Origin of the sequence: Peptoniphilus sp. HMSC062D09, from assembly GCF_001811425.1 — a bacterium.
Classification (GTDB): Bacteria; Bacillota; Clostridia; order Tissierellales; family Peptoniphilaceae; genus Peptoniphilus_A.
Window position 1 is genome coordinate 34,363 of sequence record NZ_KV804728.1, and the last position, 25,096, is coordinate 59,458.

Consider the following 25,096-nt stretch of genomic DNA (forward strand, 5'->3'; position numbering starts at 1 on the left):
GACGGTAGAAAAATAAAACTCTGCCGTCATTTTAGTTTCAAAAATGGAAGGAGTAATAAATGCAAGTAAATGATTTTAAGAATATACAAGAAGCAATAAAGTATGAAGTTTTGCAAGATGAAAAAGAATATTTAAAACTCTTAAAAGTTATAGGTAACAATCAAAAATATGATTTTTCTAGCCAACTAAGTATATACAACAAAGAACCTGAAGCTAGAGCTTGTGCGACATTTGATATGTGGAAAAAATATTTTGGCAGAGTTGTTATGAGAGGTCAAAAGGGTATTCCAATTTTAGTTGGAAGTGATATAAATCAAAGAATTTCATATATTTTTGATATTAGTCAGACCACATCAATGGATAGGAATATTAATGAGGTTAGCTTATGGCAGTTTGACCACGAAAACCATAAGGAGGCTTTAAAAGTAATAATAAGAGATTCTTCATTTGAAGCTAGTGATTCACTCAATGAAAATATATTTTCTTTGAGTCGAATTTATGGAGATGAATATATTAGCTTGGCTCTTGCTGACTTGAGAATAGATATAGAGGATAGACTGAGTTTTGAAAAGTTTATGAGGGACTCAATATCCTATGCGGTAGCTAATAGGTTTAATACAGTTTATCCTATGGATATGGAAAATTTAAAAAATAATTTTTCGAGGATTAATACAATTTCTTTAGAGCAGATAGGTCTTGTAATATCAAGGGTTAGTGAAGATATTATAGATAGCACAATAGAAAGATCTAAGGAAATAGATCGTGCTAGGCTGCTGACAGAAAGGACCGGTGGCGACTATAATAAAGATATAGAAAATATAAATGAATATAGAGGAGGTCAAGATGATTTATATAGACGAGATGATAGGTCAAGAATTAGAGATGGACGAGTTTTCACAGATGGAAGCGACAGAGGAAATAGCGATGAAGATCGAGGAGAAAACCTTGGACATGATGGAGAAGGATCTGGAATTTATGGAGAGATTTCCGAATCCAACATACGCAGTTCTAAGACTGTCTTATCTAGTGGGGAGCGAGGACATGGAGAACTGGAAGAAACTTCAGGAAATGTACGAGGAGAAAACACTTTTGAATCATCTGAAGGAAATTCAGAATCAGGCAGTGGACTTTATCAAGAGAGAGAAAGTCAAGATGATGAAGGCACAAGGATTGACAGAGAAGATGATGAGAGAGAATCCAGAGGAATACCAAGGACAGATGAACAACTTGATGGCAACAGTGAAGAGAATAGCAATCAAGGAATACGTGGAAGCTTAGAAAATGAAATAAGCCAAGAAAAGGAAGCTGATGAAGCTTCTTTTTTTGATGGCAAAAACACTGAAAACGGAAAAGATTATTGGATTGTAGAATTTAATGGAAACCACGAATTAGTTCCCGATTATAGTGGGAAGATAGTAACCAAAGACTTAATCAATATCCTAAGACAAAAGGATATAGATGTTAAAGCCCATAATCAAACTCTTGGAGAAAATGAATTTGGAGAAATGACTGATGATTATATCGGATATTTCAAATTCTATTTTGACCACTATATAGATGGCGAAGTTGTCGAGCACTATAGGCTTGACCTTGGTGATGGTGAAGAAGTAAATGAGCGTGAATTTTCATATTTAGAAGAACAAGTTACATTAAGTGAGGAAAAATCTTTACAAGAAGAAGTTAAGGAAAAGATAGAGCCTAAATTTAAAATAGGTGATCAGGTTAGATATAAAGATAAGGACTTTACCATTACAGATTTTGATAAACTAAGTGGAGGACTTAAAACTGTAACCATTAGAGATAATATGGAATATCTAGGAGGTATGATTAGGGGTTCGGAGGTAATTCCATATAGAAACGATTCATACCTTGAAGAAATCTTTGAAAATATAAGTCAAACATCAGAAAAACTAGTAGTAAAGGTTGGTAAGGAATTTATTTTCGAAGATGAGAAGATCTTTGATGGAATTAACTTGATTGAAACAGGAACTAAAGTAGAAGTTAATGGAGAAGAAATTCCCTTATATAAGGGTGAAACATTTGAAGAAAGTAGAAAGATTGATGACCTTTTAGATAGTGGAAATTATGAGATATACAAATTATCTGAGTATGAAAAACAAACTGAAAGACAAGTAGAACAAGAAAGCTTTATTGATAAGTTCAATCCAGAAATTGACCAAATGATGGATAGATACAATGTGCCTAGGGAAGCAGCCAAAAACTTATTGAGAGGTAAAGAAGATTTAAAGAATCTAGGATATGAACCTAATAAGGAAAGGCTAAGTTTTGCTAGAAATTATGATTTGAAAAATCATATCTACTCAGAATACCTAACACCATCAGAAAAGCTAGATAAAAATATCAAAGCTATTAAAATGCTAAAAAGACTTGAAAATGAAAATAGGAGTCCAAGAGAGTATGAACAAGCATATCTTGCTGACTATTTAGGTTGGGGTGGTCTTGCCGATGTCTTTGATGAAGAAAAAGGAGGGCAATGGCTTGAAGCAAGGAATATTTTAAAAGAAAATCTAACAAATGAAGAGTATTTGAATGCTAAAGAGTCTACCTTAACATCGTTTTATACACCTAGAGAGGTAATGGATGGAATATATAAGACTCTAACAGATATGGGATTTAAGACTGGAAATATCCTTGAACCGTCTGCAGGAGTTGGTAACTTCATTGGTAATATGCCAAGTGAAATAAAAGGCTCTAAAGTATATGGAGTAGAAAAAGATAGTCTAAGCGGAAGAATAGCAAGAGAGCTTTATCCTGAAGCCAATATTCAAATTAAAGGCTTTGAAGAAACAAACTTCTCAAATAATTTCTTTGACTTAGTTATAGGAAATGTTCCCTTTGGAGATTTTAAAGTAAACGATCGTGAATATAACAGAAATAACTTTCTGATTCACGATTATTTTTTTGCCAAGTCAATAGATAAGGTTAGGAATGGAGGAATTATTGCCTTCATAACTTCATCTGGAACTATGGATAAAAAAGATGAATCTGTTAGAAAATATATTAATGCTAGATGTGAGTTTTTAGGAGCTATGAGGCTTCCTAATACAACATTTAAAGGTCTTGCTGGTACAGAAGTTACTTCAGATATTATTTTCTTAAAAAAGAGAGATTCAGTTATAGAAAGAGATGACGATTGGATACACCTAGCAACTGATAAAAAGGGTTTGACTTACAATAAATACTTTGTAGATAATCCTAAAATGGTATTAGGGGATATGAAAGAAGTATCTGGTAGATTTGGCAATACTATTACTTGTGATGAAAGAGAAGATGAAAATCTAAAGGATTTAATGGATCTTGCAAGTAAGGAAATATCTTCAAATTCAAAATATGAAGAGGTCGAACTATTGGAAGATGAAGAATTAAGTCTTCCAGCAACAGATGATGTTAAAAACTTTTCTTACACTATTATTGATGAAGAGGTCTACTTAAGAGAAAACTCAGTCTTAATTAAGCAGAATATATCAGATAAAAATAAAGAAAAAATAAAAGATTATCTTGATGTAATGAATGCTTTAAAAGATGTAATAGAAAAACAAAAGGACGATTTTTCAGACGAGGAAATAAAAGAGTCACAAACAAAGTTAAATGAGGTCTATGATAACTTTTCAAAGAAACATGGCTTTATTAACTCTTTATCAAACACTAGAGCCTTAAAGGAAGACTCGAACTTTCCTTTGGTTTCATCAATAGAAATACTTGATGATGAGGATAATTTCAAAGCTAAGAGTGATATATTCTCAAAAAGAACAATAACAAAGGCAAAAGTAGTAGACCATGTAGATACTTCCCTTGAAGCCTTAGTCTTATCAGTTTCACAAAAAGGATATGTAGATTTTGAATATATGGAATCTATCACTAATAAAGATAGGGACACATTAATTGGTGAGCTTGAGGGCGAGATATTTTTAGATATTAAGGATACAGACCTAATAAATAACAGAATGCCCTTTGAGAACTTTGACAATGACGATCCATTTCATTTTTCATATGTATCGGCTGATGAGTATTTAAGTGGAAATATTAGAGAAAAGATTGGCTATCTCAATTCATATATTGGAGAAATTGAAAATGTAATAGCTTTAGCAGCTTCTGAAAAGAAAGACACATTATTAAACGAGTTAGGCAAGCTCAAATATCAAAGAGAAAAATTACAAGAAGTTATGCCTGAAGAACTCACTGCTTCTGATATAAATGTAAGGTTAGGAGCAACTTGGATACCTCAAAAAGATATAGAAGATTTTACTTTTAATCTTTTAAAAACACCTGGCTATGATAGGTGGAATATAAATGTTAGGTTCTCACCACATACAAGTGAATGGAATATTGAAGGTAAAAGTGTTGACTCAACTAATGACCTTGCTAACATGACTTATGGTACAAGTAGAGTAAATGCCTATAAGCTAATTGAAAATGCTCTTAATCTAAAAGATACAAAAGTATTTGACCAAGTAATAAATGATGATGGTTCTAAGACTTCAGTATTAAACAAAAAAGAAACTATGCTTGCAAGTCAAAAGCAAGAACTGATTAAAGAAGAATTTAAGAATTGGATATTTGAAGATCCTGATAGAAGATATAGGCTAGAAAAGATTTATAATGAAAAATTCAATTCAATTAGAAATAGAGAATTTGATGGTTCTAACTTAACTTTTGATGGAATGAATACTGAAATCAGACTTCGAGAACATCAGAAAAACGCCATAGCAAGGACACTTTATGGTGGAAATACACTACTTGCCCATGTAGTAGGAGCAGGAAAAACTTTTGAAATGGTAGCTTCTGCTATGGAATCTAAAAAGTTAGGACTTGCAAGTAAATCATTATTTGTAGTTCCTAACCATCTAACCACTCAAATCGGGAGAGAGTTTATGCAATTATATCCGTCAGCAAATATTATGGTGGCAGATAAAAAAGACTTTCAACCAAAAAATAGGAAAAGATTTATTGGTAGGATTGCAACAGGAGAATATGATGCGGTCATCATAGGACACTCTCAATTTGAAAAAATACCGATGTCTAAGGAATACCAGGTAAGGCATATACAAGACCAAATAGATGATATAGTTTCCTTTATTGATGAGAATAAAAGAAATAGAGGGGAAAATTTCACAGTAAAACAACTAGAAAAGACAAAGAAGAAACTCTTGGTAAGACTTGGAAAACTAAATGATGACTTTAAAAAAGATGATGTAATAACCTTTGAAGAACTAGGAGTAGATAAGTTATTTATAGACGAAGCTCATAATTACAAAAACTTATTCTTGCATACAAAGATGAGAAATGTTGCTGGTATCGGTCAGAGTGAAGCCTTTAAGTCTTCAGATATGTATATGAAATGTAGGTATATGGATGAAATGACAGATGGCAAGGGAGTTGTATTTGCTACTGGTACACCAATATCAAATTCAATGACAGAGCTTTATACTATGCAAAGATACCTTCAATATGACGATTTAAAGGCAAGAGGATTAGAACATTTTGACGCTTGGGCTTCTACTTTTGGAGAAACAGAAAACACCTTTGAATTATCTCCAGAAGGCACTGGATATAGGCAAAAGACAAGATTTTCAAAGTTTTATAACTTGCCAGAGTTGATGTCTATGTTTAAAGAAGTAGCAGATATAAAGACTTCAGATATGTTAAATTTGCCAGTACCAGAAGCAAATTTTGAAGTTATTAAAACAAAACCTACTGAGGAACAAAAAGAAATATTAGAAGCTATTTCAGAAAGAGCTGACGCAGTTAGAAATAATCAAGTCGAGCCAACAGAAGATAATATGCTAAAAATTACAAATGATGGTAAAAAACTTGCCCTAGACCAAAGATTAATAAATCCACTACTTCCCGATGATCCTAATTCAAAGGTAAATGTATGCGTTAAAAATATCTTTTCGATTTGGGATAAGACAAAAGAAAAATCATCGACCCAATTAGTATTTTCAGATATGTCCACACCAAAGGGAGATGGAGAATTTAATATCTATGATGATATTAGAAATAAGCTAGTGAATATGGGAATACCTAAAGAAGAAATAGCCTTTATCCACGAAGCAGATACAGACAAACAAAAAGACGAATTATTCTCCAAGGTAAGAAGAGGAGAAGTAAGAGTGTTATTAGGCTCTACTCAAAAAATGGGAGCAGGTACAAATGTACAGAACAAATTAATAGCCTTACATGATTTAGACGTCCCATGGAGACCGTCTGACCTAGAGCAAAGAAGTGGTAGAATTGTTCGTCAAGGCAATGAAAATGATAGGGTAAATATTTTTAGATATGTTACAGAGAATACCTTTGATTCTTATTTGTGGCAGACGATAGAGAATAAGCAGAAATTCATTTCTCAAATTATGACTTCAAAAACTCCAGTAAGAGTTGCAGAAGATGTTGATGAAGCAAGCCTATCTTATTCAGAAATTAAAGCTTTAGCTACAGGCAATCCTCTGATTAAAGAAAAGATGGATTTAGATAACGAAGTTACAAAATTAAAAATGCTTGAAGCAAACTACAAGTCTAATAAATATAAGCTTGAGGATAAGGTAAATAAAATTTATCCTCAAAGTATTTTGAAAACTGAAATGGAAATACAAGCAGTTAAAGAAGATATTGCAAGTGTCGAGAAATTAGGAGAAGGAGACAGCAAATTTACTTCAATAAGTCTTGGTGGAAATAAAGTTTTAGATAAGAAAGAAGCTGGAGAGAAGCTATTAGAAGAAATAAAAAAGGTAAAAATAAATGATAGCAAGGTCATTGGTAAATATAGAAATTTAGACTTACAAGTTTCATATAACTTTATGACTAATACTCACAATTTTAAACTCCTAGGAAAAGCAGAATACTTCGGAGAGTTTTCAAACTCTACTGATGGCAATATAACAAGACTTGATAATGCCATTGAAAAAATGCCTGCAAGACTTGATAGATTAAATCAAAACCTTGAAAACTATAAAGAATCTTTAGAAAATGCCAAAGTAGAATTAACTAAACCATTTGAAAAAGCAGATGAGTTAAGGGATAAGACTCTAAGACTAGCTGAGATTAATAAACTTTTAGATATGGGAGAAGTAGAAGAATTAGAAAATCAATCACCATTATTAGAAGATTTAAAGAGAGCGATAGTAGATTATTCTAACTATGAGTTTTCAGAATCTAATAGCTATGAAGACTTTGACAAACTATACCCTGATTTAAGCCATATAGGACTTGCTTATACAGAAACACCTGATGGGAAGCACTCTATACAATATGAGGTAAATTTGGAAGAAAAAACATGGACTCAGTATGTAGATAATGTAGCTATTAGAACAGAATCTTTTGTAGAGGAAGATATATCTAACTCACAAGCTATTAAAGATATGACTGAAGCCATAAAGATGTCTAGTTTTGATTATCTGGTATCAGTAGATGAAGAAGATTTAGAACAAGCCTTAGGCTTAGAAATAGATGATGATGGAAACTTCTATGATCCACTAGCAAAAGATCTTGATAATGATGGAATACCAGATAGGTATGACAATGATTTTAAAGATAGTGATTACTTTGAATCAACTTATGATGTAGAGGATAATCTTCACGCAAGAGAAGAGAAACCATCAATATTGGGACAAATATCCAAATTCAAATCGGAAGAAGAAAAAGATAAAAATCAAGAAAAAAACGAAAAAGCACAAGAAAGATAGAGGAGGGCGAAAGGCTCTCCTTATTTAGTACAAGGAGGAAATTATGGAATACAAAGATATTAGAGAAAACTTAGAAGAAATGATGAATGATAATTACAAGGATTTTATAAAAGCACTTGTGAGCATAGAAAAAGGTGTTACTGACGAAAAGGCACTTGAAGAAGCCTATGTTTTATTTATGATCAAAGACACAACAGGTCTATTAAATGATGACTTTGACTATATGATTGATGATATGAAAGAACAAGGTAAGATTGTTGAAAATACCAATGAACTAGAAGAAAAAGACGACCTCATAAATCTCGTGGGTAATATAGCTGGCAAAGTAGAAAATCTGGAAAGAGAAAATGCTAATGGAGAAAAGTTCAAGGTAAGCAACTTTTCAATTGTTTCAAAAGATGACGATGGGAATAAAATTTATACCAATTGTTCAGCCTATGGAGATAAGACAAAAGATATAGAGAACCTAAAACAAGGAGATTTTGTTAAAATCTTTGGACAAGTAAAAACAAGCATTGATAACAACGGCAAGGAACATAAGAATGTTCGTATTTTGTCTTCTAAGCTCTTAAAAGCAAAAGAACAAGTAAAGAGTAAAGATAAAGATAAAAAGTCCATATTAGGGCAAATAAAAAGCTTTAAGACAGATGACAAAACTAAATCAAATAAGAAAGACCATAGCAAAGGTGCAGAAAGATAAAAATCGGCAGTCTTCGGACTGCCTTTATTTTTTGTTGAATAAACAATGATTATTAAAGTATTATTTGAATCTTTTACAAATTTTTGCTTAATACACAAAAGTTAGCTGTGATTTATTATTGATAAGGTTACAATAAATAAAAGAGTAAAAAATAACTAGAAAGCAGTAGGCAAAATATAAGATATTGAAATAACTAATTTATACTGAGATATAGTATATAATAATATTAGAAGAATATTGATATAAAATCACACATTGTCTATATCATAGAGTTACAATTATTTGTTTTTATCCAACATTTATAAGGAAAAATCATGAAAAGAAAAGATTTGGTTTTGATTGCTCATATTATATTACAAATTATTTTGTTCATACCTATAATTCCTTTTATAAAGTATCATCAACGAAAAGATATAGGAATTATAATAATAATTTTGCTGAGTATTGTAAATTTTATTTCGTATGTAATTACTATTTTAAATTCTGAAAATAAATTTGTAATAAAGCATAGTATACTCATTATATTATTTATAATATTTACATTGATAGAGGATTTAATATTAAGAGGTTTGTTAATAGGAAAACACATTGAATTAATCATATATAGCTTATTATTGCTAGAAAGTTTAGCGCTGATAAATTCAACATATAGGTTAAATATTAAAAAACTAATTATAACTATTATTCTTTTTATTTCAGCTTTAACAATGAATTATAATTATTCGTTATCCGATTTTATATATAAATATGTAGTTATTATTTTATTAATGAGTCCTAGTATTTCATATATATTAGATAAAAAAATAAGACATAATAATAAAGGGGTAATTTTATATTTACAAATATGTTTTATTATTTCTTTTTGTATTTATAAGAAAATCAATAGTATTGAGATTATTTCAATTAGTGAGTACCTACTATTATCAATTATATCAATGGAGTTGGTATTACTATATAAAATTATGATAACGGATGTAAGAAAAGGATTAGCACTATTTATCAAAGCCATGAGGAACCTATTTTTAGGTTATATTGTTTTATTTGTAATGCTATATTTAGTTGGTATTTCTGTAGTATATATTACTTTATTATCTTTTTACTTTTTTATATATTTAGCAGAATTTAGAAGTTATAAGGAATATAAGAAACATCAAAGTGTTACTTTTGATGAATTATTAGATAGTTATTATGTTGAAATATATAGAAACAGAGAAATTGAAAGACTTAATACTTTAAAAATTCAGACATTCTTACATGATGATATACTTCAAATTATAATAGCTATACGTAGATGGATTGAAGATAATTTGTTAGGCTCAGATAAAAATTATATATTACAGAATTTAGATAAATTGAATGATTTAATTCGACATGAAATTGATTCATTTAATCCTAAGATTAAAGAGTATAGTTCTTTGTACGATGCATATAATAAACTTATATCAGATTTAGAAGATATGTATTTAAGTAAACAGATGCTTATTGAATTTGAATGTAAAAAAGATATTGAACTTTCATCACCTTATGATGAGCTAGTATATAAATGTATTAATGAGTTATTAATAAATGCGTTTAAGCATTCTAAAGGTTACAACACTAATATTAGTCTGAAAGTAGAAAAAAATATAATTTACTTAACAGTTACAAACGTTGGAGATTATATAAAAGATAAAGATAAAATTAAAGAAGGCAATATAGGATTAAATATTCTAAGACTTAATTTAAAACAATACAGAGGCGTATTTGAATATAAAATATTTAAAAATAATGAAGAATTAGAAGAATCATATGTACAATTTAAAATAAAAATTCCATTAGATAGGAGAGTTATAAATGAAAATTTTGTTAATAGAAGATCATAAGATGGTAGCTACTTCCTTAAAAATGAGTTTAGAAACAGAACAATCTATTTCTGTAGATGTAATAGACTGTATTGAAAAACTTAATACAGATAAATCAATTCTTAGTTATGATCTATTACTAATAGATATTAATTTGACAGGAATAGAAGGAACAATAAATGGCTTAGATGTGGCTGAAGAATTGATTAATAAATATGAAGATATAAAAATCGTAATTTTAACAGCGTATAAATTAGACTTCTATATTAAAAGAGCTAAAGAAATTGGATGTAAAGGATTTATTTCTAAAGAAGAAGAGACAAGTAAACTAATAGATGATATAAAATCTATAGCTCTTAAAGGTAAAGCGATCTTTCCAGAAGAAAATCATATGTTAGAACCATTAACAAAAAGTGAACTTCAAATAGTTAAACTATATTCAAACGGATTATCAAGGAAAGAGTTAGCTAAAGAAGTAAATACAAATGTAAGAAGTCTGGCAGTATCTTTATCAAGAATATATCAAAAGTTAGGCGTTAGAAATTACCAAGAAATGATAGATAAAGTGCGTGAATTAGGATATGTTGATTCATTTTAGAGACAAGCATTAGAAATTTAGAATTCTAGTGCTTTTTTATTGTACACTTTAGCATGAATAAATCATCAGCTATGCTGGTGGTAGGAAAATAAACTTTAGCTTAAAGTAAAAACTCCCGTGATAAACTATATATGTTACTGGCAGTATCATAAATAGAATAGGGAGGTATCATAGATGGATAAAATAGTTTATCACATATATCTTGGGATTGTAAATATCACATAATATTTGCTCCAAAATACAGAAGACAAGTAATATATGAAAGATTAAAAAAAAATATAGGAAAAATTTTAAGGAATCTATTTGATAGAAAAGGAATATATATAATAGAAATAGAATGTTGTTCAGACCATATTCATATGTTGTTTGAGATTTAACCAAAATACAGATATCTCAAATAACGGGTTATTTAAAAGGAAAAAGTGTTCTAATAATATTTGATAGACACACGAATTTAAAATATAAAAATGAAAATATATATTTTGGGTGTAGAGGATATTATGTAGACACAGTAAAAAAATGCTAAAAAGATACAAAAATATATAAAAAATCAATAAAAAGAAGATCTCATGGAAGACCAAATAAGTATTAAAGAATATGTAGACTAATTTACGGGTAAGCAAGAGAACAAAATCAAAAAATGAATTGCTAGGATAATTCACCTATGGAGAATTTCTTCGGGATATAAAAAAAATTTACTATGGCAAAACATTTAAATCATTTAACGAACCAAAAAACAATAGAAGAATATATAATATTACAACGAAGAAAGAATAAAGACAAAACTTGGATATTTAAGTCCGATTGAATATAGAAAATTAAATGCAGATTAGCTATGATTTTTCCTAGGGGAAATCTTTAGGACAAAAAACCAGAGACAAATATTTCTAGTTGTCTCTGGTATAAAGTCCAACTTTTTGGGATCACCTTATTAAGTCGGTGGTTATGATTTATTATATATTTTTACATAGACATAATATCATTTTTATAAATTATTCTCAATGGAACATAAAAAATTAGATGTTAGAAAAATATTCACAAAAGTTAGCAGATTTATAAATTTATTTAAGTTACAATGCAACCAAGTAGATAAGAAAAGTAAGATTAGGGTTTGGGGATAATCCTCAATAATTGAAAATTAAGAACATCGGAATAAGGATTGCAGTAGGTAGTAGTTTAAATTCAAACCAAGGAGTACAAACATGAAAATTGATAAATATATAAATGATATTAAAAGTCATATGATTGGTGAAAATTTTTTCAGGCTAGGTAAAGCATTCAGGACATTTAATAATTTTTACTTTTTGGATACAGGGACAGGGAAAGTATTTCAAGTAAGTGAACCAACTTATAGAATCTTGGACTGTATCTTTAAAACTAATTCACTGGAAAAAATAAAAGAGATAGATATGGATGAAGATTTAATGGAAAAAGCCTTAGTTGAAATATGCTTGGAGATGAAGAAAAATAATTTGTTCTTAGCACCAGTAATTTCAAGAGAAAACATTGTTGGAAATCATATGAACTTAGAAAAAAATTTATCGAGCGAAATGAGTTCAGTTACACTAGAACTGACTGAAAAATGTAACTTGCGTTGCAAGTATTGCATATATGGGGAAACGAATGAGAACTACAGATGTTTTGGCAGTAAAGATATGTCATTTGACACAGCAAGAAAAGCAATAGATTTTTTGATGGAACATTCTAAAAGAGATAAAAAAGTTTATATTGGGTTTTATGGAGGAGAACCTCTACTGAAGTTTGATTTAATTAAGGAGATTTGTGAATATACAGAAACGAATTTCCCTGATAGAGAAATAATGTATTCTATGACAACAAATGGAACTCTGATTAATACTGAAATAGCAAAATATTTAGCGTCTAAGAGGAATCTCTCGTTAGTTATCAGCCTAGATGGTCCAGAAGATATTCATGATTCAAATAGAGTTTTTATAAATAACAGAGGTTCATTTTCAGAGACAATGAAAGGACTGGAAAAATTTGTAAAATATAAAAACTTATTAGACGGGACTCATTTCTTTCTAGTAAGTAGTGTGCTAACACCACCCTATAATAATGAAAAAATAGAAAAGATTGATAAATTTTTTAATAAAATGGCGGAAAAATATTGTTTTGGATTTTTGACCTCATATGTATCTAGAACAACTAAGGAAGAAGACTATGTTCCAATAATTATGAGAGAAGAAAATCAATGGGAAGATAATTTAAATGATTATTGGGTTTATGATCCATTAAACATCTGGACTTTGGCAAATTTGGATAGAGATCCTTTTTTAAAGAAAACTCTTGTTAAAGAATCGTTAATTGGTATTCACAGAAGAAATATATCCGATTCCCCAATTAGCTATTATTCTCTAAATGGATGTTGTGTTCCAGGTGGTAGACGATTATATGTTACGGTAAATGGCGAATATCTTCCATGTGAAAGAATAGGAACGACACCATATATAGGCGATGTAAATAGAGGCCTAGATATAGAAAAGATAAAGAAAGAATATATTGATAAATTTATTGATGAAGAAATAAGATATTGTGGAGAATGTTGGGCAATAAATTTGTGTAATAATTGTTATATAGACTGTTTTGATGATCACGGGATTAATTTTTCCCATAGACATGAGCTTTGTAAAAACACTAGAGGTATTTTATGTGAAAATTTGTCTATATACCATGAAATTTTAGAAAAAAATCCTGAAATAATCAATGGTCTAAATGATATTATAATTGAATAAAATAATTAAAAAGGAGGGAGTAAAGTGAAACAAATTAATCCAATAGGAAGGAAGCCAGGAGATTCTATTTATCCTATGGCTTGTTTCTGCTCATCAGATGGATCAAATGATGGTGGAGTAGCGAATTTTAACTCAGCAAAAGGTAAAGATACCTGCAGCCATTGCGGTTGTTATTGTGATAGCTATGGGTTACCTTTTCAAGTAAATACTGGCACATATAAAAGCAACGCATCGTATACTGACAGAACCTCATCAATATAATATGCAAGAAGTTAAATTATTATGTAGGTTAAGATATAGGTAGTAAGCAATTATAATAAGATCATGGTTATTTCAAGTTTTCAGAGCATACATATTGTTTTTCATATGTATGTTCTGTTTTTGAATTGGCTTATTGAATAGGAGAACTTTATATGAATAGAAATAAATTAATTAATATAATATTTTATATAAGTGGATTGGTATATTTATGTATATTAATTATGCTTTTATTTAAAGGGTTTTGGAAAAGAATGGATTCACAATCTATAAATTTAATTCCATTTAAAACAATATTTAACTACATAACTCTAATTGCTAGTCCTAAATTTGGATTTTCCGTAGAAAATATTGTTGGCAATATTTTATTATTTTTGCCCATGGGGATTTATTTAAATGTAATAACAGATCGGAATAAATTAAGTTTAACCATTATCATTTTGATTAGTATTTTAGTGGAAGTTATTCAATATTTGTTCAATCTTGGCATTTTAGATATTGACGATATTATATTGAATTCTATTGGTGGATTTATAGGAATAAAGACTTATAATTTTCTACTAACTAAATTCAAAACTAGAGATAAAATAAAAAGAATCACTATAGCAGCTTCTATCATGATATTTATTTTGATATGCGTTGTTTTATTCTATCAAAATATATATTTATAGTAAGAGAGTATGGGTTAATATAAATGAATATAACTTATTAAAATATGGGCAACTAAATATTTTACGGAGACATAATGTATGTTATGAGAATATATATTTATAAATAAATGGATGATTTAATTAATCTTTATTAAAGAATAAAACTTGAAATTATTCAATTATTACACTTATTGAACTAGTATCAACTATTATCCAAGTGATATCTACAATTATTTTAGCTTATTTTTGAATAAAGAATTAAAGGAAACAAGAATAGAATCATCTCAGTGAGAAATGTATCGCAAAGAAGACAATCTAAGATATTTGATGTACTAAAAGTTATGATAGGGGATTTCAATATGTGTAAGAACAGGTTCAAAACAAATATATTTTCAAATTTAAGCAAAATATTCAAATGTATTATGAACTTAGATAGCAAATATATTTTCATTTCTTTTGTATATACTATAATAGGTGGGGTACTACCATCATTATCTATCATTACTATGCAAAGAATCATTAATAAAATACAAACTGGGAGTGATTTGAAAAGTACTGCTTTAATTATTTTTTTATATCTAGGTATAGAAATATTTTCGATAATTTCAAGTAATATTATTTCCTATTATAATTCAAGCTTTAGTTTAAAATTTTCATTAAAATCATCAGAGAGGATTTTGTTTAAAGCTTCAAAGCTTTCTTTGTCTGATTATGAAAATAGTAAAACTTATGATTTAATAAATAGGGCTCAAAATGGAGGTGGAACTAGGCTATTAGATTATTATTTTGAGTTTACAAATATTATAAAACAGTTTATAACTTTGATATCATACTTATTAATTTTATTAACTTTTAGATTTTGGTTGGTATTCGCAATAATAGTTCTACCTTTTGTGCGATACATTATAAGCAATAATTATAATCGGAAAAGCTTTAATATTATAAAAAAAAGAACTAATGAACAAAGAAAAAATTGGTATATTACATATCTATTAACATACGGGAGTTTTTTTAAAGAATTAAAGATATTTAATTTATTCAATTATTTCATTAAAAAATATAGAAACTTTAATGAAAAATTTAATGATGAAGATTTACAACTTTCTAAAGATAGAACTATCACAAATAGTTTTTTATCGTTATTAGATATAATTATTGATGGAATGTTGTTATTTTATATTTTGAAGATGGGAATAGATGGAAACATATTAATAGGTAGTGTAATGATGTATGTTAGTACATTAACCGATTCAAAGGAAGGCATTTCTATGATACTTACGGGGATTTCAAATCTTATAAATGAAAGCTTATTTATAGATCAATTATTTGAGTATTTAAATTTACCTGAGGAAAATAATAGCGGAAAAATTAAAATAGACTTGATAAAATCTATTGAATTAAGGGATGTTTCATTTAAATACGAGAATGATGATAAATATGTATTAAAAAATATCAATTTAAAGATTAATGGAGATGAAAAAGTTGCACTCTTAGGAGTAAATGGAAGTGGTAAGACAACTTTAATTAAACTAATTATGGGATTTTATCAAAATTATGAGGGCGAAATTTTAATTAATGAAATTAATCTTGAGTTAATAGATAGGTTATCCTTATTAGATAGAATATCGACTTTATTTCAAGATTTTGCTAAATATGAAACGACATTAAGGAAGAATATAGCATTTGGCAACCTCGAAATATTAAATAAAAATGAAGATTTAAATATTATATTAAATAAATTTAAAATAAATGACATGCTTAATGAAAATGAAATTGAGTTAGACACTCAACTTGGGTCATTATTTGATAATGGGATAAACTTGTCAATGGGACAATGGCAAAAAGTAGCTTTAGCAAGAGCATTTACTAAAAATTCTGATTTATATATCTTAGACGAGCCAAATGCATCAATGGATTTGATTACTGAGTATGAAATATTTGAACTCTATGAAAGCATATTAGAAAATAAAATGGGTATCATAATTATTCATAAACTGAACAATATAACTAAAATTGTGGATAGGATAATAGTTTTAGATGAGGGAGAATTAGTTGAATCTGGAACACATGAAAATTTAATTAAGAATAACAAACTGTACTATAGGTTATATAATTTAAATAAGATTTAGAAAAGAACTTTCTCAAAAGCTAAATACTAATGTGAGAAGTTTATCAGTTACCATATCTAGGATATATCAAAAGTTGAATGTGAGAAATTATCAAGGAATGGTAGATAGAGTAAGAGAGCTAGGATATATTAATCCATTTTAAAGAAAAATATTATATAGAAAATACATTGAATAATAAAATTAGATCAGAGATATTAGAATATTTTAACTTGTATCTCTTTTAATTTGTATAAAAATATGTATAAATTTACGTTAATCTATATGCGTTAGTTAATTTTATGCACAAAAGTTAGCTGAAAAAATGGTATCTAGATATAAAATTATAAGTGATGATTAAATTGTAAATAGTAATAACATTAAAAAATTTTGAAAGGTGAGTGAGATAATGAATTATTCAAGCAAAATTAAAACAAAAGAACAAACAGTAACTCCACTTAACGTATGTAAATTTGTTTGCGTACAAACATGTAGGTATAGCTGTACAGCTAAAAATGCAGCAGATCATCCAAGATTTGGAAGTAAAAATTTAATTAACAAAAATGATAAATAATACTAATTATAAAATAGGAAAAGAAATTAATATTTGGAAAGATGGTATTGCACAAACATTAACATTTATTGTAACTGAGGATTGTAATTTAAGATGCAATTATTGTTATATTACACATAAATCTTCAAACAAAAAAATGTCATTTGATGTAGCTAAGAAATTTATTGATTATGTACTATCAGAAGAAATGATAAGACCCAAAGGAGTTATATTAGATTTTATAGGTGGAGAGCCACTACTTGAAATAAAACTAATTGATCAAATATGCGACTATTTTAAATTAAAAACATATCTACTAAATGATGAATGGTTTTGGGATTATAGGATTAATGTAACAACAAATGGGATCAATTATGCTAGTAAAGACGTTCAAGATTTTATAAAGAAAAATCAAGGGAAACTCGAGATTGCAATTACGTTAGATGGTACTAGAGAAAAACATGATATGCATAGAATTTTCCCAAATGGTAAAGGTTCTTATGATGAAATAATAAAAAACATAGAATTGTACAAAAATCAATTTCAAGCTTCGACTAAAGTAACATTTGCAAGTAAAGATTTGAAATATTTAAAAGATAGTATAATTCATTTATGGGAATTAGGAATATCTGATGTAGCAGCAAATGTAGTATTTGAAGATGTTTGGCAAGATGGAGATGAAAAGATTTTTGAAGATCAGTTAATTGAATTGGCAGACTATATCCTGGAAAATAGACTATTTGATAAATACTCCTGTACTTTGTTTGATGAATCTATAGGGTTACCAAACAGTGAAGAGATATTAGAAACTACTTCATGTGGTGCTGGAAAGATGATAGCAGTAGGTCCAGGAGGATCATTATATCCTTGTATGAGATATAAAGACTATTCACTAAACAATAAGAAAGAAATTACAATTGGTGATGTAGAAAATGGTATAGATTTTGATAAAATAAGACCTTATTACCTAATAAATACCAAGCTTCAATCAGACGATGAATGCCTTAATTGTGGGATTGCAAGTGGATGTACTTCATGCTTTGGTCATAATTATGACTCAGCCAATAGTAATACAAATTTTCAAAAAGCTAAGTATATTTGTAAAATGCATAAAGCAAGAGTTAGAGCAAATAATTATTATTTTGCGGAAATTTATAATAGGTATGGAATTAAAAGAGAAGTTAATAATGAAGGAAGAGATAAACTTTATTTTCTGTTGTCTAATTCACCAGTAAGAACTTGTGCTAGTAGTGAAAATAGAGGTGGAACTACTATTATGTCTATTGAAACTATAATACAAGGATTAGAATATGCTAGAAATAATTTCTTAAGACCAGTATTTATACACAATAAAAATGGATTATCGTTTGATATTAAAAAAATCAATTTAAAAGGACATAATATTTTACATATTTGCTCAGTAAAAAATCAAATAGATATAAGAAGAATAACTGATAATTACATACTCGTACTTGAAGCAGATAAGGACGAAAAAAATATTCAAAATATGGACTTTGAAAAAAACATTATATTAAATATTTCATTTAGAGATATAAGCAATATGAATAGAATTGTAACGAGTATCTTTGAGAAAACTGATAGGATTAATCTCAATATATTAGATTTTGATAAACAATTCGATCTTATATTATATGAAAAACAGCTCAAAAAAATTTCTGAATATATTTATCAAAAGTTTGTCAGTGAAGGCGTGATTAAAGAGCTAAATATGATAACTGATGAATTATTTATGAGAGAAAAAGAATTATGCGATAGTGGTTTAAATTCTTTTACACTTTCAAGTAATGGAAAATTTTATATCTGTCCAGAATTTTATTTTAACTCACCATTAGATGATATTGGTAATTTAAAAGATGGAATAAAGGAAAAATATAACAGTCATTTATATTCGGAAGAATATTCTCCTCTTTGCAATAAATGTAGTATTTGCCATTGTAATTCTTGTAGTTTCGAAAATTATATAAATACAAATGAAGTTAATATACCGCCTAAGAATTCATGTGTAAAATCTAGCATTGAATATAGAGTATCTTATGAATTACAGAAAAAATTATCAAAGTTAATGGACTTTGATAGATATATAAAACCATTAAATTATTTAGATCCATTTGTTGATGTTTTAGAAAAAAATCCTGTAAATGGAATTTTAAATAAAAAATACTTGGAGGATAACTAAGTTGAAAGAAGTTGGAACATTAACACAGGAAGAATGTAGTCATATAGAAGAGCTTCTTGAAAAGAAAATAGCTTTAGAAAACCTGTTGAAAATTTTATTTGAAAGTCAAAAAATTTATAAAAAAGTAAATAGAGATTATAAGAATATAGTAGAAGAATATGAGAAATGGTGGAGAGATACATCCGATAAATATATGTGGGAAAGTACTGAAAATTCTTTTTGGTCAATTGATTTTAAATCTAGAAAAGTATATTTAGTAGATGAATAATATGTATAATTGGCGTGAACATAAAATAATAATTGACAAATTTATATTATCACAGAAAAAGAAAATTATATATTTAATAATAGTCATACTATTAGGAATAATTGCAAGTATGGCGATTCCTTATATATTTGGAAAAATTATTGATTTAATAGTAATAAAAGATTTGCAATTAGTATTAAAGTTTATTCTTATAAGTCTATCTTTAAATATATTTCAAAGTTTAAGCAGTATTTTGGAGGAATGGATAGGAAATATATTATCTGTAGATTGTTCAAATAGTATAAAAGAAGCGATGTTCTCTAAAATATTAGATACGAGATGTGAATTTTTAAATTTGTATAGTGAAGGAGAACTTGTAAGCAGAATAGAAAATACAGGTGATAAAATTGTCAGTTTCTATATAGATTTATTTTCAAGCATAGTAATGATCATGTTTAGCATCATTATATTTGTCTATATTATGATTAGGATATCATTAAAGTTATTTATAATTGCAATTATATTACTTCCGTTGACCTACGTAATTAACTATATATTCAAAAGGACTATTATTAGTAAACAAAGATATGCACAAAAGTTAGCAGATTTTTGAATTTGTTTTAGTTATCATATGATTAGGAAGGCGAGAAAAGTTAAATTGGAGTTTGGGGATACTCCTCAACAAGTAAGAATTAAGACAATTAAGGTAAAAATAACAAGCTATTAATTTTCTATGAGTGCATATGCACTTGCTGTGTTTGCTATATTAGCTACACTAAACTAATTATTTTTAATGATTGAGGAGGACATGAAATGGCAAAAATGTATTCAGTTGGAGCTGGGGTTAAAGAGTGGAAAAATGGCATATCACAAAATATAACTTTTGTTGTAACAGAAGATTGCAACTTAAGATGTAAATATTGTTATATTTGTCATAAAAGTCCTGGAAAATCAATGAGCTTTGAGGTCGCTAAAAAATTTATAGATTATATTCTTAGTGATGAAATTTATAGACCAGAAGCAGTGGTTCTTGATTTTATTGGTGGAGAACCTTTATTAGAAATAGAATTAATTGATAGAATATGTGATTATTTTATAGTATCAGCTTATAACAAAGGCTCATCATGGTGGTGGAATTATAGAATTTCAATGACCACAAATGGTATAAATTATGATTCTGGGAAAGTTCAAGCATTTATAAAAAAATATTATGAAAAGTTAAACATTTCTATAACCTTAGATGGTAATAAGGAAAAACACGATTTACAAAGAGTATTTCCAGATGGTAGGGGTTCTTATGATTTCGTTAAGAAAAATATGGATTTATTATTAACACAGTTTACTGGGGCAACTAAAGTAACATTCGCGAGTGATGATCTTCCGTTTTTGAAAGATAGTATTATTGAGTTGTGGAATAATGGAATAACTGAAGTTGCTGCAAATGTTGTTTTTGAAGATGTATGGAAAGATAATGATGACAAGATTTTTGAACAACAATTAATAAGTTTAGCAGATTATATTTTGGAAAATAAACTATATAACAGATATTCTTGCACTTTATTTGATGATTATATTGGAGAGCCTTATTCAAAAGAACAGTTAAGTATGACAAGCTGTGGGGCTGGGAAAATGATAGCAGTCGATGGATATGGTAAAATATTTCCTTGCATGAGATATAAATCGTATTCTTTAAATCATCATGAAGAATGGGTTATTGGAGATGTGGATAATGGAATAAATTTTGAAAAATTAAGACCTTTTATAGGAGCTACAATAGCATTACAGAGTGATGAAGAATGCCTGAATTGCAATGTAGCTACGGGGTGTAGTTTTTGCTTAGGATTAAATTATGATGAAGCTAAAACTCCAACAAACTATGAAAGAAATAAATATATTTGTAAAATGCATAAAGCTAGAGTTAGAGCTAATAATTATTATTTTTCAAAGTTATATAATTTGTTTGGCATTGAAAGAAAAAATTTCAAAAATGAACAGTATAAATTGTATTTTCTTTTGAGTAACAACTACATAAACTATTGTTCAGAAGATGCAGGATCTAATAAAAGCATTCAATACATGGATAAAGAAATTATAAGAAAAGGGCTTGAGTTTGCATATAAAAACTTTATGTCCCCTGTTTTTGTACATGATAAAAACAGTATTAAGATTAGATGGGAGGAGTATTATGACAATTTTAGAATACTGCATATTATTCCTTATAGTTTGAAGAAACAAATACCAAAGGAATTTAAGAATATACTTTTTGTATTGGATGATTCATGTGATATTAATGATGAATTTTTAAGTAATTGTATATTGAATATAGATTCTTCCAAGATATTAGATATGCATAAAAAAGTAATACACGTTTTAAAATTTGTTGATAGAGTTAATATAAATATTGTAAATTTTAAGAAAAATTTTGAAATTGAGACTTATAAGAACGAGTTAAAGATAATTTCTGAATTTATTGCGAAAGAATTTAGAAAAACTAATAAATTGAAAGAGGTTAATGTAATAACAGACGATATATTTATAAATGAATTTTGTAATTGTTCAGCTGGAGATAAGAGCATAACATTATCTCCAAAAGGAAACTTTTATGTTTGCCAAGGGTTTTATTCAAAAGAACCTAATAATATAATTGGAGATGTTGAAAATGGTCTAAATAACTTTTGTAATAAGCAATTATTTACTATGAATTATGCTGCATTATGCAGAGAATGTAATGTATTTCATTGCTCATTCTGTGTATATAATAATTATAAAGAAACTGGAGAAGTAAATATTTCATCGTCTTTTCAGTGTATAAAATCTCATGTTGAAAAAGAAATTGGAGATCAATTAAAGCAAGAGTTAGAGATTGCAAGAGAGCAGAAAAAGAATATAGACAATAAATATTATAGGGATAATATTGAAAGAATAATGGAGTTAAATAATTTAGCCAAGAGGGGAATTTTAAAAAACATTGTGGAGGTGTAGAAAATGAAAAAAGTAGGAATGGTCACAGATAAAGAAAAAGATGAAATCGAAGAACTTTATGACAAAAAAATAGCTATTGAAAAATTATTAAGTTTAGCGACATCTAATAACAATAATGAACTATACGGAAAAGCTATTGAGGATTATACTAAGGTTAATAAAAAATTTGATGAATGGTGGGCTAAAATGGGAGAAAAATACCAATGGCAAGGCAATGAGAACGGGCAATGGAGTATTAATTTTGATACATGTGAGGTATTTCTAATATAAATGGTTGAGACCAATTTTTTAAAAATAAGCCGAAATATATATAAAACATTTATTACTCAAGAAAGGTTAAAAATGTTTATACTAATCGCAATAATATTCATGGGGATATTATCAAATAGTATAGAACCGTATATATTTGGTAAAATAATAGATCAAATAACAGTATTAAATATATATGAATTAAAAAAATATATTTTAAGTTATTTTTTTATAAGTCTCATATCATTAGTTTTAAGTATTTTAGAGACCATATATGCTCAAAATTTAATTATAAATATAACTAATAATTTAAAAAGTATGGTTTTTAAAGATGTTTTAAAAATTAGAGTTAAAAATTTAGAGAAAAAAGAGCGTGGAGGACTATTTGAACGTTTGGAAGGCGATACTCAAAAAGTGATATCCTTTTACATAGATGTGGTTTCAAGTAGCATAGTTATAATAGTTAACTTAGCTGTTGCAACATATTTTATGCTAAAAATATCTTTTAAACTAGCCATGTTTTCCATGCTATTTATACCAATTTCTTTTTTAATTAACATATATTTTAAAAGGAAGAAAACAATTATACAGATGGAATTAAAAAAATTTTATGATAAATATATTGGTTTTGCGATGTTTTCTATTTATCATATTGAAGATTATAAAGTATATAGATTAGAACAAAATTCATTAAATAAATTTAATGAATACTTAATTAAGTATAAGCATATATTGATGAAGGATGTTAAAAACCATCAATTGTCAGAAGGATTAAAAGATTTTTTTTCAATAGTATTCAATATAGGGAATTTATATTTAGCTAGTAAGTTTATTTTTAAGAAGAATTTAACGATAGGTCTATATATAGCTTTTAATAGTTATGCTGTAAAATTATTTTCTGCGATAAATAATATAATGAATTTAAACATGGATGCAGGTGGAGTAATTGTAAGTATAGAAAGATTAAATAATATTATAAGTGAAGAAAAAGAAGAAAATCCTATAAATAATGTTAGTATAAAAACAACAGATGTCTCAATACTTTTAGAGAAACTTAGTTTTGGTTATGAAAAAAATAAAGTTTTAAGAGAAGTAAATTTAAAAATTTATAGACATGGTTTATATTCTATTGTTGGTGAAAACGGATGTGGTAAAAGTACATTGTTAAAATTATTAGTAAAATTTTATGATAGGGATTCGGGAAAAATTTTCATAAATAATCAAGATATTGATTATTTAAAATATGAGGAGATTAGAAAAAACATATTATATATACCAAAGGAAAATTTTATATTGAATGAAAGTATATATGATAATTTAACAATAGCGGATGATAAAATATCAATTAAAGAAGTAGAAAAGGCATGTAGAAAAGTAGATCTTCATGACACAATAATAAAAACTTACAATGGATATAATAGTATTTTAGGAACAAATGGAATTAATTTTTCAAGTGGACAAGAACAAAAACTTATGTTAGCACGAATTCTTTTAAGTAAAGCACCGATAATTATTATAGATGAAATAACTGCGAATTTGGATGGATATGCAGAAAAAGAAGCTATAACTATAATACATGAAATCTCAAAAACAAAAATAGTCATAGCAGTTACTCATAGTTTAAATGTTGCTAAAGCTAGTGATGGAGTGTTTGTTTTAGATAATGGCTATATTGATAATTATGGAGACCATTTAAGCTTAATACAATCATCAGAAATGTATAAAAAGCTATTTGAGAACTATAATTCAATCAAATAATAGTTTATTATAAATAAATTTCAAGGAGGTGTAAAAATGAATAATTACGAAAGTAAGATAAGTGTATCTAATGATAATATATTATTTTCAGGATGCACGGGATGTAAAGGGAGCTGTAAGGGAGCTTGTACAGGTAGTTGCAGAGGAAACTGTTCAGGAAATTGCAAAGGTTCTTGTGTAAGCAAATCAGCATGGAGTTAATTTTTTAAAAATTTTTTAGGAGGACAGTTTATGAGTACGTATAGTAGTAAAATAAGTGAAAATAATACAGAAAATGTTGCAATGTTTACATGTGGATTAACTTGTAAAGATGGATGCAGATACAATTGTTACGGACATTGTTCAGGAGATTGTTCTGGGTCTTGTAAATCAGACTGTATGTATTCATGCAGTAGTTCATGTAGTGGTAAATCTAAGTAATTTTTTATTGAAATTAATGTGGGTATTTTATTAACATTTTATATGTTTATAAAATTATCTGCATTAATTTCAATTGTAATAA

The 25,096-nt window shown here is 27.7% G+C and carries 15 protein-coding genes and 2 pseudogenes; all 17 read left to right on the plus strand.

From position 1 onward, the window contains the following. Positions 1–59 precede the first annotated feature (59 nt). The 17 genes and pseudogenes from HMPREF2801_RS05980 to HMPREF2801_RS06045 all read left to right on the plus strand — a co-directional run bounded on the left by HMPREF2801_RS05980 (position 60) and on the right by HMPREF2801_RS06045 (position 24,594). On the plus strand, positions 60–7,703 hold the full coding sequence (locus HMPREF2801_RS05980) for a helicase-related protein (RefSeq protein ID WP_070611177.1): 7,644 nt from the start codon (positions 60–62) through the stop codon (positions 7,701–7,703). Between the two features lie 43 nt (positions 7,704–7,746). Further along, complete coding sequence (locus HMPREF2801_RS05985) at positions 7,747–8,403, plus strand: DNA-binding protein (RefSeq protein ID WP_070611178.1); 657 nt, start codon at positions 7,747–7,749, stop codon at positions 8,401–8,403. 314 nt (positions 8,404–8,717) lie between these two features. Then, on the plus strand, positions 8,718–10,265 hold the full coding sequence (locus tag HMPREF2801_RS05990) for a sensor histidine kinase (RefSeq protein ID WP_070611179.1): 1,548 nt from the start codon (positions 8,718–8,720) through the stop codon (positions 10,263–10,265). Beyond that, entirely contained in the window at positions 10,237–10,842 is a 606-nt protein-coding gene (locus HMPREF2801_RS05995; RefSeq protein WP_070611180.1) for a response regulator transcription factor, read from the plus strand. The genes HMPREF2801_RS05990 and HMPREF2801_RS05995 overlap by 29 nt, the downstream gene beginning before the upstream one ends. 197 nt (positions 10,843–11,039) lie before the next feature. Then, a pseudogene (tnpA, locus tag HMPREF2801_RS09085) lies at positions 11,040–11,450 on the plus strand (IS200/IS605 family transposase). Between the two features lie 150 nt (positions 11,451–11,600). Beyond that, a pseudogene (locus HMPREF2801_RS09605) lies at positions 11,601–11,675 on the plus strand (IS3 family transposase); the annotation flags it as partial. Positions 11,676–12,044: 369 nt separating this feature from the next. After that, entirely contained in the window at positions 12,045–13,595 is a 1,551-nt protein-coding gene (locus HMPREF2801_RS06000) for a radical SAM protein (RefSeq protein WP_070611181.1), read from the plus strand. Between the two features lie 24 nt (positions 13,596–13,619). Then, on the plus strand, positions 13,620–13,856 hold the full coding sequence (locus tag HMPREF2801_RS06005) for a hypothetical protein (protein WP_070611182.1): 237 nt from the start codon (positions 13,620–13,622) through the stop codon (positions 13,854–13,856). A gap of 152 nt (positions 13,857–14,008) precedes the next feature. After that, a complete protein-coding gene (locus HMPREF2801_RS06010) occupies positions 14,009–14,524 on the plus strand; it encodes a VanZ family protein (protein WP_070611183.1) in 516 nt (171 codons plus the stop codon). Positions 14,525–14,862: 338 nt separating this feature from the next. Then, positions 14,863–16,632 carry an ABC transporter ATP-binding protein gene (locus HMPREF2801_RS06015; RefSeq protein ID WP_070611184.1) on the plus strand — a complete coding sequence of 590 codons (1,770 nt, stop codon included), beginning with the start codon at positions 14,863–14,865 and terminating at the stop codon, positions 16,630–16,632. A 385-nt stretch (positions 16,633–17,017) separates the two neighbouring features. Further along, a complete protein-coding gene (locus HMPREF2801_RS09330) occupies positions 17,018–17,182 on the plus strand; it encodes a hypothetical protein (RefSeq protein ID WP_168162840.1) in 165 nt (54 codons plus the stop codon). Continuing rightward, the gene (locus HMPREF2801_RS06020) at positions 17,172–19,358 is read left to right on the plus strand and encodes a radical SAM peptide maturase, CXXX-repeat target family (protein WP_070611185.1); all 2,187 of its coding nucleotides are present in this window, start codon (positions 17,172–17,174) and stop codon (positions 19,356–19,358) included. The genes HMPREF2801_RS09330 and HMPREF2801_RS06020 overlap by 11 nt, the downstream gene beginning before the upstream one ends. 1 nt (position 19,359) lies before the next feature. After that, complete coding sequence (locus HMPREF2801_RS06025) at positions 19,360–19,626, plus strand: CXXX repeat peptide modification system protein (RefSeq protein ID WP_070611186.1); 267 nt, start codon at positions 19,360–19,362, stop codon at positions 19,624–19,626. Position 19,627: 1 nt separating this feature from the next. Next, positions 19,628–20,218, plus strand: a complete 591-nt coding sequence (locus HMPREF2801_RS06030; protein WP_246829986.1) for an ABC transporter transmembrane domain-containing protein — start codon at positions 19,628–19,630, stop codon at positions 20,216–20,218. Positions 20,219–20,418: 200 nt separating this feature from the next. Beyond that, positions 20,419–22,587: a radical SAM peptide maturase, CXXX-repeat target family gene (locus tag HMPREF2801_RS06035; RefSeq protein WP_070611187.1), complete on the plus strand. Its 2,169-nt coding sequence runs from the start codon at positions 20,419–20,421 to the stop codon at positions 22,585–22,587. Between the two features lie 3 nt (positions 22,588–22,590). After that, positions 22,591–22,857, plus strand: coding sequence for a CXXX repeat peptide modification system protein (locus tag HMPREF2801_RS06040; protein ID WP_070611188.1), 267 nt, complete (start codon positions 22,591–22,593; stop codon positions 22,855–22,857). After that, the gene (locus HMPREF2801_RS06045) at positions 22,858–24,594 is read left to right on the plus strand and encodes an ABC transporter ATP-binding protein (RefSeq protein ID WP_070611189.1); all 1,737 of its coding nucleotides are present in this window, start codon (positions 22,858–22,860) and stop codon (positions 24,592–24,594) included. The last annotated feature ends 502 nt before the right edge of the window (positions 24,595–25,096 follow it).